The sequence below is a fragment of the Halococcus sp. IIIV-5B genome, from assembly GCF_003602035.1.
GTDB classification, from domain to species: domain Archaea; phylum Halobacteriota; class Halobacteria; order Halobacteriales; family Halococcaceae; genus Halococcus; species Halococcus salsus.
Genome location: NZ_QZWE01000020.1, coordinates 30,548 through 45,480 on the forward strand (window position 1 = coordinate 30,548; position 14,933 = coordinate 45,480).

The 14,933-nt window shown below is 67.6% G+C and carries 16 protein-coding genes; 8 read left to right on the top strand and 8 right to left on the bottom strand.

Annotated features, from left to right (window positions below; all coding sequences use genetic code 11):
- Positions 1 to 127: 127 nt before the first annotated feature.
- Entirely contained in the window at positions 128 to 1,192 is a 1,065-nt protein-coding gene (locus tag D3261_RS13440; protein ID WP_120073191.1) for a polyprenyl synthetase family protein, read from the bottom strand.
- A 116-nt stretch (positions 1,193 to 1,308) separates the two neighbouring features.
- Here D3261_RS13440 and D3261_RS13445 point away from each other — a divergent pair, with 116 nt between their 5' ends.
- The 3 genes from D3261_RS13445 to D3261_RS13455 all read left to right on the top strand — a co-directional run bounded on the left by D3261_RS13445 (position 1,309) and on the right by D3261_RS13455 (position 3,881).
- Entirely contained in the window at positions 1,309 to 1,968 is a 660-nt protein-coding gene (locus D3261_RS13445) for an O-methyltransferase (RefSeq protein WP_120073193.1), read from the top strand.
- A 60-nt stretch (positions 1,969 to 2,028) separates the two neighbouring features.
- A complete protein-coding gene (locus D3261_RS13450; RefSeq protein WP_120073195.1) occupies positions 2,029 to 3,336 on the top strand; it encodes a M20/M25/M40 family metallo-hydrolase in 1,308 nt (435 codons plus the stop codon).
- Between the two features lie 98 nt (positions 3,337 to 3,434).
- Positions 3,435 to 3,881, top strand: coding sequence for an acyl-CoA thioesterase (locus tag D3261_RS13455; protein ID WP_120073197.1), 447 nt, complete (start codon positions 3,435 to 3,437; stop codon positions 3,879 to 3,881).
- A 27-nt stretch (positions 3,882 to 3,908) separates the two neighbouring features.
- On the opposite strand, the gene D3261_RS13460 is transcribed toward D3261_RS13455, so the two are convergent.
- Complete coding sequence (locus D3261_RS13460) at positions 3,909 to 4,679, bottom strand: hypothetical protein (RefSeq protein ID WP_233553991.1); 771 nt, start codon at positions 4,677 to 4,679, stop codon at positions 3,909 to 3,911.
- Between the two features lie 181 nt (positions 4,680 to 4,860).
- Here D3261_RS13460 and D3261_RS13465 point away from each other — a divergent pair, with 181 nt between their 5' ends.
- The 4 genes from D3261_RS13465 to D3261_RS13480 are packed head-to-tail and all read left to right on the top strand — an operon-like array spanning position 4,861 to position 8,603.
- Positions 4,861 to 6,357: a TraB/GumN family protein gene (locus tag D3261_RS13465; protein ID WP_120073201.1), complete on the top strand. Its 1,497-nt coding sequence runs from the start codon at positions 4,861 to 4,863 to the stop codon at positions 6,355 to 6,357.
- Positions 6,354 to 6,992 (top strand): metalloprotease, encoded by a 639-nt coding sequence (locus D3261_RS13470; protein WP_120073202.1) that lies wholly within the window; start codon positions 6,354 to 6,356, stop codon positions 6,990 to 6,992. The genes D3261_RS13465 and D3261_RS13470 overlap by 4 nt, the downstream gene beginning before the upstream one ends.
- Before the next feature lie 48 nt (positions 6,993 to 7,040).
- Positions 7,041 to 8,009 carry a phosphoribosylformylglycinamidine cyclo-ligase gene (gene purM / locus D3261_RS13475; RefSeq protein WP_120073204.1) on the top strand — a complete coding sequence of 323 codons (969 nt, stop codon included), beginning with the start codon at positions 7,041 to 7,043 and terminating at the stop codon, positions 8,007 to 8,009.
- Positions 8,010 to 8,060: 51 nt separating this feature from the next.
- Complete coding sequence (locus D3261_RS13480; RefSeq protein ID WP_120073206.1) at positions 8,061 to 8,603, top strand: CBS domain-containing protein; 543 nt, start codon at positions 8,061 to 8,063, stop codon at positions 8,601 to 8,603.
- Between the two features lie 36 nt (positions 8,604 to 8,639).
- On the opposite strand, the gene D3261_RS13485 is transcribed toward D3261_RS13480, so the two are convergent.
- A complete protein-coding gene (locus D3261_RS13485) occupies positions 8,640 to 10,238 on the bottom strand; it encodes a long-chain-fatty-acid--CoA ligase (RefSeq protein WP_120073208.1) in 1,599 nt (532 codons plus the stop codon).
- 395 nt (positions 10,239 to 10,633) lie between these two features.
- Positions 10,634 to 11,095, bottom strand: a complete 462-nt coding sequence (locus tag D3261_RS13490; RefSeq protein ID WP_394337582.1) for a PUA domain-containing protein — start codon at positions 11,093 to 11,095, stop codon at positions 10,634 to 10,636.
- Between the two features lie 91 nt (positions 11,096 to 11,186).
- On the opposite strand from D3261_RS13490, the gene D3261_RS20380 reads away from it, so the two are divergent.
- Complete coding sequence (locus tag D3261_RS20380; protein ID WP_192927934.1) at positions 11,187 to 11,363, top strand: hypothetical protein; 177 nt, start codon at positions 11,187 to 11,189, stop codon at positions 11,361 to 11,363.
- A gap of 4 nt (positions 11,364 to 11,367) precedes the next feature.
- Here D3261_RS20380 and D3261_RS13495 read toward each other — a convergent pair whose 3' ends face one another.
- From D3261_RS13495 to D3261_RS13510, 4 genes are read right to left on the bottom strand one after another with little or no spacing between them, the layout of a single operon-like run.
- Positions 11,368 to 11,865, bottom strand: coding sequence for an NYN domain-containing protein (locus tag D3261_RS13495; protein WP_120073212.1), 498 nt, complete (start codon positions 11,863 to 11,865; stop codon positions 11,368 to 11,370).
- A gap of 46 nt (positions 11,866 to 11,911) precedes the next feature.
- Positions 11,912 to 13,096, bottom strand: coding sequence for an ABC transporter ATP-binding protein (locus D3261_RS13500; RefSeq protein WP_120073213.1), 1,185 nt, complete (start codon positions 13,094 to 13,096; stop codon positions 11,912 to 11,914).
- A 52-nt stretch (positions 13,097 to 13,148) separates the two neighbouring features.
- Positions 13,149 to 13,988, bottom strand: coding sequence for a carbohydrate ABC transporter permease (locus D3261_RS13505; RefSeq protein ID WP_120073215.1), 840 nt, complete (start codon positions 13,986 to 13,988; stop codon positions 13,149 to 13,151).
- Positions 13,988 to 14,929, bottom strand: a complete 942-nt coding sequence (locus D3261_RS13510) for a carbohydrate ABC transporter permease (RefSeq protein ID WP_120073217.1) — start codon at positions 14,927 to 14,929, stop codon at positions 13,988 to 13,990. Before D3261_RS13510 ends, D3261_RS13505 begins: the two co-directional genes overlap by 1 nt.
- Positions 14,930 to 14,933: the final 4 nt, after the last annotated feature.

Consider the following 14,933-nt stretch of genomic DNA (forward strand, 5'->3'; position numbering starts at 1 on the left):
AGCCGCCGCACCGCCACCGGCCCGCGGCCGGCCGACGGCGGCCAGCGTCGCTGTTCCGTTCGAATCGTCCGTCGATGTCGGTAACTATCGGCGGTGCAGTCGGTTTCCGTTCGCGACGAGTTCCGACTCAGGCCTCGCGTTCGACCATGAAGCGGGTGAACGCCGCGAGCTGGGTCGCGGACTCCTCGTCGAGGTCGAGCGCCGAGAGGTGGTCGCGGGCCTCGGAGGCGATGTCGAGCGCACACTCGCGGGCGTAGGCCACGCTGTCGGTCTCGCGGAGGAGGTCGATGACCTCCCGGACCTCCTCGTCGGTGTTCTCGTCGGCCCAGAGGATCGCCTCCAGTCGGGCGGCGCGTTCGGGGTCGGCGTTGCGCGCGGCGTGGATCGCCATCAGGGTTTTCTTCCCCTCGCGGACGTCGTTGCCGATCCCCTTGCCGAACGCGCCGCCGTCCTCGGTCGCGGTCTCGACGTCGAGGATGTCGTCGCCGATCTGGAAGGAGATGGACATGAGCTCGGCGTAGCGCGCGGCGTGGCGCTCGGTCTCCGCCGACTGCCCCGTGAGGATGGCGGCGAGCCGTGCGACGATCCGGCCGAGACAGCCGGTCTTACACGCACACATTTCGAGGTACTGGGCTTCGGTCATCCGGATCTCGCGTTCGTTGTGCCACTGGATGTCCATCCCCTGCCCGAGGTGGGTTCGGTTGAGCTCGTGCATCAGCATCTCGTAGAGCGCGAGCCGGGTTTCGGCGTCGAGGTCGCCGGGGTTCCGGGCGACGATCTTGAGCGGGAAGAAGTAGAGCGCGTTGCCCGCGTTGAGCGCGATGTCGGTCCCGAAGTCGTGGTGGAGCGCGGTCTCGCCCCGGCGCATCGTCGCGCCGTCCTCGACGTCGTCGACGATGATGGTGCCGTTGTGGAGGATCTCGGGGATGCAGGCGTAGGGCAGGTAGTCGTGTGGGTCCGCGCCGAATCCCTCGATCAGGAGACAGCAGACCACGGCCCGCCAGCGTTTGCCGCCGCGGTCGAGGAGGTCCCAGGTGAGGTCGGGGAGGGCGCGCTGGATCGCGGTCGAGTCGTACTCGTAGGTCGGCTCGCCGAAGAAGGAAGCGACGTACTCGGCGTCGATCTCGCGCGGGAGCAGCCGCTCGATCTCGGTGTCGATGACCGGTCGCCACGTCGCGAGCACGTCACGCATACGAATACGGGTGGGGGTGACGAGTGAAAAAGTCTCCTCTCCGTCCCCGGTCCCCCCGCAGGCTCTCGAAAACACCTCGTGCGCGGAGCTTTGTCGATGCCCGCTCTACGGGATCCATGACGAACCCACTGCCCGAGGCGATCGGTCGCCTCTGCCGACGCGCCGCCCCCGAATCCGACGACGTGCTCGACGAGATGGAGACCACCGCTCGCGAGTCGGGCTTTCCCACCATCGGACCGGGTGCGGGCGCGTTCTATCGCCTGTGTGCCCGACTGACGGCCGCCTCGTCGGTCTTCGAGTTCGGCTCCGGCTTCGGCTACTCGGCCTACTGGGTGGCCCCGGCGCTCCCGCCCGACGGCCGGGTCGTCCTCACGGAACACGACCCCGACGAACTCGACATGGCCCGCGAGTTCTTCGCGCGCGGCGGCTACGACGACCGCGCGGTCTTCGAGGAGGGCGACGCGATCGAGACCGTCGAGCGGTACGATGGCCCCTTCGACCTGGTACTCGTGGACAACGAGGACGACCGCTACGTCGAGGCGTTCGAGGCGGTTCGCGAGAAGGTGGCTCCCGGCGGGATGGTGCTGGCCGACAACGTCATCGCCGCCGGCGAGCAGTTCGGCCCCGACGATCTGCTGGACGCGCTCGACGGCGACGCGGCCCCGGCCACCGCCCGGCACATCGCCGACTACTACGAGCGGGTTCGAGCCGACCCCGACTTCGAGACGGCGCTCGTCCCGGTCGGCGAAGGGATCCTCGCGAGCGTGCGGCTGTAGCGGTTCGGGGACCGCCCACCGAATGAGTAGACGTTTAGTTCCGGTTGGCGACGGTCCCCTATGACGGACTGGATCGGCGAGACGTTCACCAGTCGGACGGGATGGGACCACCTCGAAACCCTGGTCGACATCGAGAACGGGAACCGAATGGCGGGTAGCGAGGGCGAACGCCGTGCAGCGGAAGCGACCCGCGACGCGCTCGCCGAGGTCGGCGCACGAAACGCGCGCCTCGACGAGTTCGGGATTCAGGGCTGGACGCGCGGCGAGAGCGGCGTCGTCGTGGACGGGCTCGAACACGACTCGATCGCGCTCCCGCGAAGCCCGAGCGGCGAGGCCGCCGGCGAGTTCGTCGACCTGGGCTACGGGCTGCCCGCGGATTTCGAGCGCCACGACATCGAGGGACGGGTCGTGATGGCCGCCAGCGACGTGCCCGACCACCACGACCGGTTCATCCATCGCACCGAGAAGTACCACCGCGCGGTCGCGGGCGGCGCGGCGGCGTTCGTCTTCCGGAACCACGTCCCCGGCCAGCTTCCACCCACGGGTAGCGTGAGCGGTGCGGACGGCCCGGTCGGCGAGATCCCCGCCGTCGGCGTCTCGAAGGAGGTTGGGCTCCGGCTCGGTCGTCGATTCGACGGCGAGACGGCGACGGTTCGGGTCGAGGCCGACGTCCACGACGCCACCAGTCGGAACGTCCACGCCGAACTCGGTCCGGAGACCGAGACCCGACTCCTCGTGACGAGCCACGTCGACGCCCACGACATCGCCGAGGGGGCGGGCGACAACGGTGCGGGCACGGCGATGGTGGTCGAACTCGCCCGCGCGCTCGCCGCCCGCGAGGACGAACTCGGTTGTACCGTGGAGTTCGTGGCGTTCGGGGCCGAGGAGGTGGGGCTGCGCGGGTCGGAGTACATGGCCGAAAACGCGAATTCCGAAGCGATCAAAGCCATCCTCAACCTCGACGGGGTCGTCAACGGTCGGACGCTCTCGTTCGTTACCCACGGCTTCGACGAGCTGGGTGCGGCCGCCGAACGCGTCGGCGAGCGGTTCGACCACCCCGTCGAGGTCGTCCCGAAACAGGGTCCCCACAGCGACCACTGGCCGTTCGTCCGCTGGGGCGTGCCGGGCTACCACGTCGGGAGCGACACCGGCCCGGACCGCGGTTGGGGCCACACCGAGGCCGACACCCTCGACAAACTCGAATCCAGAACCTTCCGCGAGCAGGCGGTCCTCCTCACCGCCCTCACTGTGGACCTCGCGAGCGACGACTTCTCGGTGGCTCACAAAGAGTCCGAAGAGATCGCGGCGGCGCTCGAAGCCGAGGACGAGGCCCCGGGCATGAAAGTCACCGGCGACTGGCCGTACTGACCACGGTCGATCGCCTCCGGCCGTCCCGATCGACCACGAGAATCCCTGGAGAGAGCGGCTTTCAGCAGGTTCATCCGGTCGGCTGTCGAAACCCAACCATGACCGGCCTGATGGAGACGTTCATCCAGAATCGGACGATGGTCCAACCCCACCACGCCAACAACCTCCAGACCGCCCACGGCGGGAACGTCCTCAAGTGGATGGACGAGGTCGGCGCGATGAGCGCCGCCCGCTTCGCGGGCAACTCCTGCGTGACGGCCCACATCAACCAGGTCGACTTCGAGCGCCCGATCCAAGTCGGCGACACCGCGCTCATCGAGGCCTACGTCTACGAGGCGGGCCGAACCAGCGTCCACGTCCGACTCAAGACCGACCGCGAGGACCTCCGCACCGGCGAACGCGAGACGGCCACCGAATCCTACTTCGTCTACGTCGCCATCGACGACGACCTCGAACCTACGTCCGTGCCGGAGCTCACCGTCGACACCGCAGACGGTGAACGGCTCCACGACGCCGCGGTCGCGGGCAACGGTAGCTCCGCATAAAATAGCTCAGTCGGACGCGTCACCCGTTCAGATGGCCTCCCGGCCGCTGGTCGAGGGGCTCTGCTCCTCCTCGAAGCCGAGCGTTTCGTCCGCTTCCATCGCGGTGAGTTCGGTGTAGGCCGACGCGAGCACCGCGACCGAGAAGACGCTCGTGATGGCGCTGCCGACCGCCGCGATGAGCCCGCCGAGGAGAGGACCAGCCACCATGCCGATGCCGAAGACCGCCTGGACGACCACCGTCGCGAGCATCACCGCGACGCCGATCCCGAGGAGGCTGAAACGGTGGCCCTTGGTGAGCCGCCAGCTCCCGCGGAACCCGTCGAGGAAGTTCCGGTCCTCGACCGCGACGAAGACGGTCCAGAACGCGAGGGTCACGAGCAGGAAGACCCCCGGAACGATCAGGAGGGCGAACCCGGCCGCCACGGCGATACCGAAGACGACCCCGCCGACGATGGCGTTGAGCACGACCCATCCCATCCGCCGGGTGAAGGCCTCACGGGGCAGCCGTTCGGTCTCGTCGCTGACGAACACCCGGATCGCCGCGATGCTCACTACCAGGCTCGCGAACGCGAGGACGAGCGAGAGCACCCCGGCTCCCACCGCCGGCAACGCGAACAGCGCGTCCGCCGCCGCGTCGGGCGAGGCGAAGCCCTGTTCCGGGACGTACCGCGCGATCCCGGCACCGAGGAGGCTGCTGACCGCCGAGAGCACGAACAGGATCCCGACCAGTAGCAGACCGTTCCGTTCCCGGGTTCTGTCGACACCGCTCCGCAGGATTTGTGTTATCTTTAATGACATAACGTGTCGCTAGAGACGTTCCCAGAGCATAACGATTTCGTGATAGATATTATCCTTTAGATGGGGCGGGACGGTCGCGGATCCGTCGAGTGCGACAACCGAAGACGGCCGCCTCGTGGTCGGATCCGTCGCCTCGTGCTCGTCCGACAGGGGTAAGAAAGCCGGGTCCATTCACCCGCCAATGAGCGATCCTGCGGCGACCACGGACGCCGAGGGCAGCGTCCGGGTCGTCGGCACGGCCCACGTCTCGCCCGAGAGCGTCGGCGAGGTCGAGGAGACCATCCGCGAGGAGCGCCCCGACGTCGTCGCGGTCGAGCTCGACGAGGGCCGGTTTCGCCAGCTCAAGGGCGAGGAGCCCGACGACCTCGCGGCGGGCGACCTCCTTCGGGGCAACACCGTCTTCCAGTTCCTCGCCTACTGGATGCTCTCCTACGTGCAGACCCGCCTCGGCGACGAGTTCGACATCACCCCCGGTGCCGACATGCTCGCGGGCGTCGAGACCGCCGAGGAGCTCGGGCTCGGGCTCGCGTTGGTCGACCGCGACATCCAGATGACCGTCCAGCGCTTCTGGGCCCGGATGACCGCCGGCGAGAAGTTCAGCATGCTCCTCAGCCTGCCGCTGGCGTTCGCCTCGCCGATCGCGGTCGGGCTCGGTATCGGGCTCTCGCTCGGGGTGATTCTCGGGATCCCGGTCGAAGCCTTCTTCGGCCCGCTCGTCGTGCCCCCAGCGCTGGCGATCCCGGGACTGGTGGTTTCGGTTCTCGACTACGTGCTCGTGACCATCGTGCTCGGCCTGGGACTCGCGGCGGTGCTCTCGCTCGCCTTCGTCTGGAGCCTCCCCGAGGAGGACGAGGTCGAGGAGTTCGACATCGCGGACATGACCGACACCGACGTGGTGAGTACGATGCTGGAGGAGTTTCGGCAGTTCTCACCCGGCGGGGCCGAGGCCCTGATCGACGAGCGCGACGCGTTCATCGCCCACCGGCTCGTGGCGCTCCGCGCGAGCGGCCATCGAGTCGTCGCGGTGCTCGGCGCGGGTCACATGGAGGGCGTCGAGCGGTACCTCGAAAACCCCGAGACGCTGCCCCCGATGGAGTCGCTCGTGGGTCGCGAGACCGGTCGGCGATTCTCGGCCTACAAGGTCGTCGGCTACCTCATCACCCTGGGATTCCTCGCCTTCTTCGTCCTGCTCGCGATGGCGGGTGCGCGAAACGAGTTCCTCCTCACCCTCTTCGGCGCGTGGTTCCTGATCAACGGGGTCTTCTCGGCGACCCTCGCGCGGCTCGGCGGGGCCCACTGGACCAGCGCGCTCGTCGGCGGCGCGGTGGCGTGGCTCACGTCCGTCAACCCGCTGCTCGCGCCCGGCTGGTTCGCGGGCTACGTCGAGCTCCGCTACCTCGACGTCAACGTCGGCGACATCGGCACGCTCAACGAGATCCTGAGCGACGAGGAGACCCCGATGGGCGAGCTCTGGACCCAGCTGAAAGCGGTCGGGCTCTTTCGCCTCATCGCGGTGGTCGCGCTCACCAACGTCGGCTCCATCGTGGCGAGCTTCCTGTTCGCGGCGGTCGTCCTTCCGATACTGGCCTCCGGGGTCGGGGGCGTCGGCGGCGTCGCCGACCTGATGGTCGAGGGGGCACGCAACAGCGCCGACCTGATCTGGGGGACGGTGACGTGAAGTTCCACGGCCGGGAGGTGTTCGACCTCGCGATCGCCTGGCTCGCGCTCGGCGTCGCGTTCGCGCTGTTCTTCGATTCGTTCCTCGGCATCAACCTCAGAACCGCGCTGCTCACCGGTGACCCCAATACCCTGCTCTCGCCCGCCATCCTCCAAGTGTTCGGACTGAGCATGCTCACCGCCGGTGTTGGCTTCCTGTTCCACGAACTCGCCCACAAACTCGTCGCCCAGCGCTTCGGCCAGGTCGCGGCCTTCCGCGCCGACTATGGGATGCTCTTCCTGGCCGTCGCGAGCGCGTTCGCGGGTTTCCTGTTCGCCGCGCCCGGCGCGGTCTACCACCGAGGTCGGATCACGAAGCGCCAGAACGGGCTGATCGCGCTCGCGGGACCCGTCACGAACCTCTTACTCGCGGTCGGGTTCGCGGCCCTCGCGCTTGTCGCGCCCGGATTCCTCGGCGCGGTCGGGGTCTTCGGGGTCGGAATCAACCTCCTCCTCGCGGGCTTCAACATGCTGCCGTTCGGCCCGCTCGACGGTCGGACGGTGCTCTCGTGGAGCAAGACGGTGTTCGCAATCACGTTCGTCGTGAGCGCGGGCTCGGCGGTGTTCGTGCTCTTCCGGTTCGGCTTTGGGCTCTGAACCCGTCGCATCGATGGGCTTTTGCGCGCTTCACTCCCGGGTTTCGCCATGAGCGACGACGAGGAACTCACCTACGCCGACTCGGGCGTCGACATCGAAGCCAGCGAGGCCGCGACGGCAGCCCTGATCGGTGCGGCCGGCGAGGGCGACGGCGATTACGCGGGCCTGGTCGACATCGGCGGGCAGTACCTCGCGCTCGCGACCGACGGCGTAGGCACCAAACTCCTCGTCGCCGAGGCCCTCGACGACTATTCTACTGTTGGCATCGACTGCGTCGCGATGAACGCCAACGACCTCGTGGCCGCCGGGGTCGAACCCGTGGCGTTCGTAGACTACCTCGCCGTGGACGAACCCGACGACGACACCGCCGCCGACCTCGGGAGGGGACTGGCCGCAGGAGCCGAGCAGGCGGACGTAGCGCTCGTCGGTGGCGAGACCGCGGTGATGCCGGAGGTCATCAAGGGCCTCGACATCGCGGGGACCTGTGCGGGACTGGCAGAAGAAGACGACCTCTTCGGGGAGGCGCGGGCGGGCGACGCGCTCGTGGGCTTCCCCTCGACGGGCATCCACTCGAACGGCCTGACGCTCGCCCGGGAGGCCGCGACCCGTGCCGGCGGCTACGACGAACCGTTCCCCGACGACTCCGAGCGAACCGTCGGCGAGGTCCTGCTGGAGCCAACCCGCATTTACACCGACCTCCTCGACCCGCTCGCCGACCACGCGACGCACGCCGCCGCCCACGTCACGGGTGGCGGCTGGACCAACCTCGCGCGGATGGGGGCGTTCCGGTACGAGATCACCGACCCGCTCCCGGTCCCGCCGGTCTTCGAGTTCGTCGCCGACGCGGGGAACGTCTCGGAGGCGGAACTCTACCGGACCTTCAACATGGGGATGGGGTTCGTCGCGGCGCTCGACCCCGCCGACGCCGAGGACCTGGCCGCGGCGACCGACGGCGCGGTCGTCGGCCACGTCACCGAGGGAGCCGGAGTGGCCGTCGGTGGGCTGGAACTCGACTGAGCTCACACCGCGGGACGCAACGCTTTTGATTACCGCTGGTTATCGCCGTGTATGGAGCTCCCGACGCCGGAGGAGTTACGCGAGCGTCGTCATCGGGTCGACCTCACCCAGAGCGCGCTCGCCGAGCGCGCGGGCGTCTCCCAGCCGCTGGTCGCCCGGATCGAGGGTGGCGACGTCGACCCGCGGCTCTCGACGCTTCGGCGGGTCGTTTCGGCCCTTGACGCCGCCGAGGGGAGCATCCGGCGCGCGCGCGACCTGATGCACGAGTCGGTGGTCGCGGTCGCGCCCGACGACAGTGTCCGGGACGCCATCGACCGGATGCGCGCCGAGGGCTACTCACAGCTTCCGGTTGTCCACGACGGCTATCCGGTAGGCATAATCTCGAACGGCGACGTCCGCCAGGCCGGCATCGACGACGCCGCCTCGCTCCCGGTGGCCGACGTGATGCGCGAGTCGATCACCACGGTGGCCCCCGACGCCGCGCTCGACGCGGTCGACACCCACCTCGACCACCACGACGCCGTGATCGTCGTCGAGGGCGGCCAGTTGCTCGGGATCATCACCGAGGCCGACGTCGCCGCCCACCTCTCCTGACGGGGCTTGGTCCGACCGCCAGCCGATCTTCTCCGCTCAGCCCTGCCCCACGAGGCGCTCCTCGCCCTCCCAGTACTCCTGGCGGAGCTGGTACTTTTGGACCTTCCCGGTCGCGGTCTCGGGGAGGTCGTCGACGAACTCGACGCGTTTCGGGACCTGGTACCGCGCGAGGTGCTCGCCGGCGAACTCCCTGATGGCCTCGGCGGTCGGCGACGCACCCGACTTCGCCACCACGAGCGCCGTCACCGCCTCGCCCCACTCGTCGCTCGGGGTCGGGATCACGGCGGCCTTCGCCACCTCCGGGTGGTCGTAGAGCACGTCCTCGACGCCGATCGACGAGACGTTCTCGCCGCCCGAGATGATGATGTCCTTGCTCCGGTCCTGGATCGCCACCATCCCGTCCTCGTCGATGGTCGCGAGATCCCCCGTATGAAAGTAGCCCGGCAGTTTCGCGTTGAACGCCTCGTGGGTGGCGTCGGGTTTGTTGAGGTAGCGGTCCATCACCTGATTCCCGCGCACGACGATCTCGCCGATGGTCGCGCCGTCCCGTGGGACGGCCGCCCCGTCGTCGTCGACGACCCGGACGTCGGTGGCGATCATCTCGGCCCCCTGATTGACCTTCAGGTCGCGGCCGCGCTGGGCGAGCCGGCGCGGGGAGTGCGAGGTCGTGATCATCGGTGCGGTCTCGGTGAGACCGTAGAGGTGGATCACGCGCCAGCCGATCTCGTCCTCGACCGTCGAGAGCGTCGCGGTGGCGGGCGCGCTCCCGGCGGTCGAGATCCGGACCTCGCGCGCGCCGGTCGTCACGGCGTCCGGGTGGTCGTCGTAGTAGGCGATGAGCCGGTTCAACACGGTGGGTGCGCCCGAGAGGTAGGACACGTCGTGGTCCCTGACCCGACGAAGCGTCCCCTCGGGGTCGAAGGTGCGCTGGCAGACGTGCGTGCCGCCCATCCCGGTGATGGCGTAGGTGTGCCCCCAGCCGTTGCAGTGGAACATCGGGAGCGTCCAGAGGTAGGTGTCGTCGTCCGTGACCTCCATGTGCTGGTTCAGCACGAGCGCGTGCCAGTGTTCGGTCCGGTGGGTCCTGACCACCCCTTTCGGGTCTCCGGTGGTTCCCGAAGTGTAGTTGATGCTGGCGTCGTCGTCCTCCGCGATATCCGGCCGCTCGGGGGCCTCCGCCGAGGCTGCCGCGAGCCAGTCCTCGTAATCCTGCCAGTCACCCTCGATATCGGCGGCACGGTAGCCCACGAACTCCGTCGCTGGTACCGACTCGCGGACCGCCTCGACCTTCTCGGCGTAGTCGGAGTCGGCGATCACGACGTTCGCCTCGCAGTCGCCGAGGATGTACTCGAAGTCCGAGGGCGTGAGCAGGTAGTTCATCGGGACGAAGACCGCCCCCAGCTGGTTCACCCCGTACATGGTCTCGAGGAAGTAGTGGGTGTTCGGCGCGAGCAACGCCACCCGGTCGCCCTGGCCGACACCCATCCCCGAGAGCGCGTTCGAGACCCGGTTCACCCGTTCGGCGAACTCGGCGTAGGTGTACTCGGTGCCGTCGTGGGCGACGACGCCGACGACGTCGCTGTAGCAATCGACCGCCCGATCGAGGAAGTCCGTGGTGCGCATCTCGACGTTCATGAACTACCAGGATGATTGATCGGGTCGGGACTAAGCTCTTTGCCTCCCCACCTTTTGCTGCGGTCGCTCGCTAGCGCTCGCTCCCTGGCAAAATGTGGATCAAAAGCCTCCTCCTTCCCGATGGTCAGTCGTCGGCCCGCTCGCTCACTCCGTTCGCTCGCGGAACGATAACTGACACCTCCGCCACCGCCGTCGCAACCGCCACCACACAGCACCGCCGAAGCCCTCGGCCCTCACTCCGTTCGGGCCTCGCCCTTCATCCACCAGGGACAACACCACACCGCCTACCGCGACCATTCCGCAGTCCCGGCCGCCCCGCACAGCCACCTCACCGCCCACCGCGGCCGCACCGCAACCGCCGCGACCGCAGCGGCCGCCGCATCGCGGAACCCGCCTCAGCTATCGTTTCCGTCGCGGGTCTTCACCGCGACCCCGGTCTCGAAATCCGCCATCGCCTCGGCCGAGAGTTTCGCCCGACCGACCCCGAGCAGGTCGTCGTCGGGGTCGACGATACAGACCTCGTCGCCGGGTCGCACCGCGGAATCCACCTCCTGTACGAACTTCGCGAAGGCGTTCTTGCCGTCCCGAACGAACGGGTCGCTCTCCTCGCCCACTACGACCCGCGCGGTCGGCGCGGCGAGCCCGAGGAGCCGCCGCCCGCCCGCGATCCCGAGGGTGAATCGACCGTCCGTGTTGTACGAAACCAGCCGTCGGTCGCCGTCGAACACCTGCTGCGGGCGGCCGCTCACCGACCGTCGCACCGCGAGGTCGGCATCGGGGAACAGCGCCGCCCCCGCCCCCGCACCGAACTGGTAGTCGGCGATCGTCCGGAGCCGCGCGGTCTCGTCCTCGTTCATCGGCCGAACCTCGGGCGCGGCGGGCAAAAGCCCGGCCATCCGGCTCGACGGCTTCCGAAGCTGTTTATATCGCCCGCGGCCACTGGTTCCCATGGATCAACGCACACAGACCATGGCCGGCGGTGGGATGCTCCTCGTGAGTTCGATCGTCGTCCTGCTGTACGCCCTCCCCACCTTCGACTGGATCCCGGGTCTCGTCGTGGGCATCGCGGCGCTCGTGATGGCCGGCGGCACCCTGCTCCTCGGCGTCTCCGACGGCGGCGTCTAACGACCTACAGCAAAAATCGGTCGGCGCGCTCGGAGAGGTCGGTGAACGAGTCCACGGCCTCGACCATGTCCTCGGAGGTCGACTCGCCGAAGGCCATCCCCTCGACCCGAACCCCCTCGTGGCGGAGATGCGAACAGAGCCTTGAGAAGTCGCCGTCGCCGGTGCAGATCACGGCGGTGTCGATGTGTGGCGCGAGAGTGACGGCATCCAGGATCATCCCGACGTCCCAGTCGGCGGTCTTCGACCCGTCGGCGTGGGTCTTGAGGTCCTTGATCTTGGTCTCGAAGCCGATGTCTTCGAGCGCCTCGAAGAAACTGTCCTCCTTCGGCGAGTCGGCCCGGATGACGTAGGCGATCGCCCGGGTGAGCTGGCGACCGTCGACGGCTTCTTCCAACAGCTCCGAGTAATCGATGTTGCGCGAGTAGATACTCTGGGTGGTGTGATAGAAGTTCTGCGAATCGACCAGCACCGCGACGCGCTGGGCCGGATGCACGTTCGACATGCCGGTAGTCGCCCGAGCGCCCGCTAAAACGTTTCGACGACGAGCGTCAGGTGTCGGCCGTCTCGGTGTTCTGGCCCTCGATCTTCGAGAGGAGTTCCTGTTCGGTGCGTTCGAGCAGCCGGCGGTGGTGGACCGCCTCGCCCGAGGCCCGCTCGAAGAGGTAGAAGGTGTCCTTCGGAACGTGGACGAACCACGTCTCGCCCGACTCGATCGGGAGCTGACCGTCGACCTCGGCGACGAAGGTCTCGTCGCTCTCGCTTTCGCCCTCCGGCCGGGTGAAGTAGACGTACTTCCGGCTCCCCATCGGCTCGACCACGTCCACGACGCACTCGAAGTCGTCGGGCGAGTCGCCCTCCTCGCGGAGTTCGATGTCCTCCGGGCGAACCCCGAACAGGAGTTCGGTCCCGTCGTCGATCCCCTCGGTCGCGTCGGGGTCGACGTCGTAGGAGATGCCGTCGGCCGTCAGTCGGTCGCTGTCGAGCGTGACCTCGAAGAAGTTCATCGACGGGCTGCCGACGAATCCCGCGACGAACGTGTTCGCCGGCCGGTAGAAGCACTCCAGGGGTGTTCCGACCTGCTGGAGCTTCCCGTCGTTGAGGATCGCGAGCCGGTCACCCATCGTCATCGCCTCGGTCTGGTTGTGGGTGACGTAGACCGTCGTGACGCCGAGTTCGCGCTGGAGGCGCTTGATCTCGGTGCGCATCTCCGCGCGGAGCTTCGCGTCGAGGTTCGAGAGCGGTTCGTCCATCAGGAAGGCGTTCGGGTCGCGGACGGTCGCCCGCCCGATCGCCACGCGCTGCTTCTCCCCACCCGAGAGCTGGCTGGGGTCGCTGTCGAGCATGTGCCCGATGTTCATGGTCTGGGCGGCGTCCTCGACGCGGGTGTCGATCTCGTCGTCCGAGAGGTCGGTCGACATCTTCAGCCCGAAGCTCATGTTTCCTTTGACGGACATGTTCGGGTAGAGCGCGTAGTTCTGGAACACCATCGCGATGTTGCGCTCGCCGGGTTCGAGGTCGCCGATCGGTTCGCCGTCGATCGTGATCTCGCCCTCGGTCTGTCGTTCGAGCCCCGCGATCATCCTGAGGAGCGTCGACTTCCCGCTCCCCGAGGGACCGACCATGATCAGGAACTCGTCGTCCTCGACCGTGAGGTCGACGTCGTCGACCGCGACGATCTCGTCGCTGCCCTCCGCGAACGTCTTCGTGATACCGTTGAGTTCGATTCGTGCCATTAGTGTGACTCCGTCTGTCGGTTGTCGGTCGTTGCGCGGGTGGGTCGAAGGATCATTCCTTCAACACCACCCCGAAGCTCAGCCCGGAGGCGAGGTAGCGGTTCGCCGCGACCAGGAAGACCAACACTGGGATGATCATCGCCATCGAGGCCGCCGCCAGCATGCTGTACTCGATGTTTCGCGACCCGATGAAGGTGTAGACCTGGAGTGAGACGGTCACCGCCTGGTTGTTGGTGAGCACCAGCGAGAACAGGAGCTCGATCCACGCGAAGATGAAACTGATCACGGCGACCGAGATGATCCCCGGTACCGCCGAGGGCAACACCACCTTCCGGAACGCCTGCGAACGGCTTGCACCGTCGACCATCGCGGCCTCTTCGAGGGATTCGGGGATCCCGTCGAAGAAGGACTTCATCACCCAGACGACCACTGAAATGTTGATGGTGATGTACATGAACACCAGTCCGATCAGGGTGTCGTAGAGGTCGAAGGTCCGGAAGATCACGAAGAAGGGGATCACCACCGCGACCGGCGGCAACATCCGCGAGGAGAGGATCCAGATCAGGACGTCGGGCTTCTTCGGGATGTCGTAGCGCGAGAGCACGTAGGCTCCCGGAACCCCGATCAGGAGCACGAGCACCACGGAGGCGCTCACGCTGATGAGGCTGTTCGCGTAGGCCGAGACGAACGCGGGGTCCCCGACGAGCTGGAGGTAGTTGTAGACCGTCGGCAGGAAGACCCAGTCGGGCGGGAGGTCGATCGCTTCGCCCGGCGGCTTCAGCGACATGAACGCGATCCACGCGAGCGGGAACAGCGCGATGACGGTCCAGAGGAGCAGGACGACGTGCCGGCCGATATCCTTCGCCGTGCTGTCCGAGCTGGCGGTCGCCATCAGTCGAGCACCTCCCCGAAGCCGACGACGCGGATCAGGATGTTACAGATGATCAGTACGACCACGAGGTAGACGATCGCGAGCGCGCTCGCCGCCCCGAGGTCGACGTAGGTGAAGCCGGTCTGGAAGATCTGGATCCCGATCAGCATCGTGGCGTTCCCCGGTCCACCCTGGGTGAGGGTGTAGACCAGCCCGAACGACCGGAAGAGGTCGATCAAGCGAATGAGTATCGCCACGAACAGGACGGGTTTGAGGTAGGGGATCACGACGTGGACGTACCGCCGCCACATCGGTGCACCGTCGATCCGGGCGGCTTCGAGCAGTTCGCCGGGCACCGACGAGAGGCCCGCGTAGAAGATCAGGAACATGAACGGCGTCCAGTTCCAGGTGTCGATCAGGATCACCGTGAGCAGCGGGACGTCGGTGAGGAAGGCGGGTGCGGCGAACGGGGTGTAGCTGTTGATCAGGTAGGGGATGATACCGAGCTGGGGCTGGAGCATCACCTGGCCGATCGTCGCGAGGCTCACGGGCGCGACCGCCATCGGGAGGATGAACGCCACGCGGTAGAACGACTTCGCCCGCCCGCTCGCGACGTCGTTGACGAGCGCGGCGAGCCCGAACCCGAGCACGGTTTCGAGCACGAGCGCGCTCAGCACGAAGACCGTCGTCACCGTGATCGACTGCCAGACGGTGGGGTCGGTGAAGACCACCGCGAAGTTGTGGAGCCCCGCGAACGTCCCCAACTGGTCCGGGTTGACGTAGGTGTAGTTGACGAGGCTGAGATAGAGGTCGTAGACCCCGGGGAAGATCGTGATCAGGAGGACCACGAGCACCATCGGGGTCGCGAGCCAGACCGGGAGGTAGTCGTTCCAGACGCCCTTGAGCGAGCCGAGCGCGCCGTCGCCCTGGTCCGAGCCGACCGACCGGGTATCCGTACTCATCGGA

Bases quoted from the DNA above. Each gene is read 5' to 3' on its own strand.
- D3261_RS13455 (WP_120073197.1), top strand. From the start codon at position 3,435: ATGACCGGCCTGATGGAGACGTTCATCCAGAATCGGACGATGGTCCAA.
- D3261_RS13485 (WP_120073208.1), bottom strand. From the start codon at position 10,238: ATGAACGTCGAGATGCGCACCACGGACTTCCTCGATCGGGCGGTCGAT.
- D3261_RS13450 (WP_120073195.1), top strand. From the start codon at position 2,029: ATGACGGACTGGATCGGCGAGACGTTCACCAGTCGGACGGGATGGGAC.
- D3261_RS13440 (WP_120073191.1), bottom strand. From the start codon at position 1,192: ATGCGTGACGTGCTCGCGACGTGGCGACCGGTCATCGACACCGAGATC.
- D3261_RS13495 (WP_120073212.1), bottom strand. From the start codon at position 11,865: ATGTCGAACGTGCATCCGGCCCAGCGCGTCGCGGTGCTGGTCGATTCG.
- D3261_RS13445 (WP_120073193.1), top strand. From the start codon at position 1,309: ATGACGAACCCACTGCCCGAGGCGATCGGTCGCCTCTGCCGACGCGCC.
- D3261_RS20380 (WP_192927934.1), top strand. From the start codon at position 11,187: ATGGATCAACGCACACAGACCATGGCCGGCGGTGGGATGCTCCTCGTG.
- D3261_RS13465 (WP_120073201.1), top strand. From the start codon at position 4,861: ATGAGCGATCCTGCGGCGACCACGGACGCCGAGGGCAGCGTCCGGGTC.
- D3261_RS13500 (WP_120073213.1), bottom strand. From the start codon at position 13,096: ATGGCACGAATCGAACTCAACGGTATCACGAAGACGTTCGCGGAGGGC.
- D3261_RS13505 (WP_120073215.1), bottom strand. From the start codon at position 13,988: ATGGCGACCGCCAGCTCGGACAGCACGGCGAAGGATATCGGCCGGCAC.
- D3261_RS13480 (WP_120073206.1), top strand. From the start codon at position 8,061: ATGGAGCTCCCGACGCCGGAGGAGTTACGCGAGCGTCGTCATCGGGTC.
- D3261_RS13460 (WP_233553991.1), bottom strand. From the start codon at position 4,679: ATGTCATTAAAGATAACACAAATCCTGCGGAGCGGTGTCGACAGAACC.
- D3261_RS13510 (WP_120073217.1), bottom strand. From the start codon at position 14,929: ATGAGTACGGATACCCGGTCGGTCGGCTCGGACCAGGGCGACGGCGCG.
- D3261_RS13490 (WP_394337582.1), bottom strand. From the start codon at position 11,095: ATGAACGAGGACGAGACCGCGCGGCTCCGGACGATCGCCGACTACCAG.
- purM (WP_120073204.1), top strand. From the start codon at position 7,041: ATGAGCGACGACGAGGAACTCACCTACGCCGACTCGGGCGTCGACATC.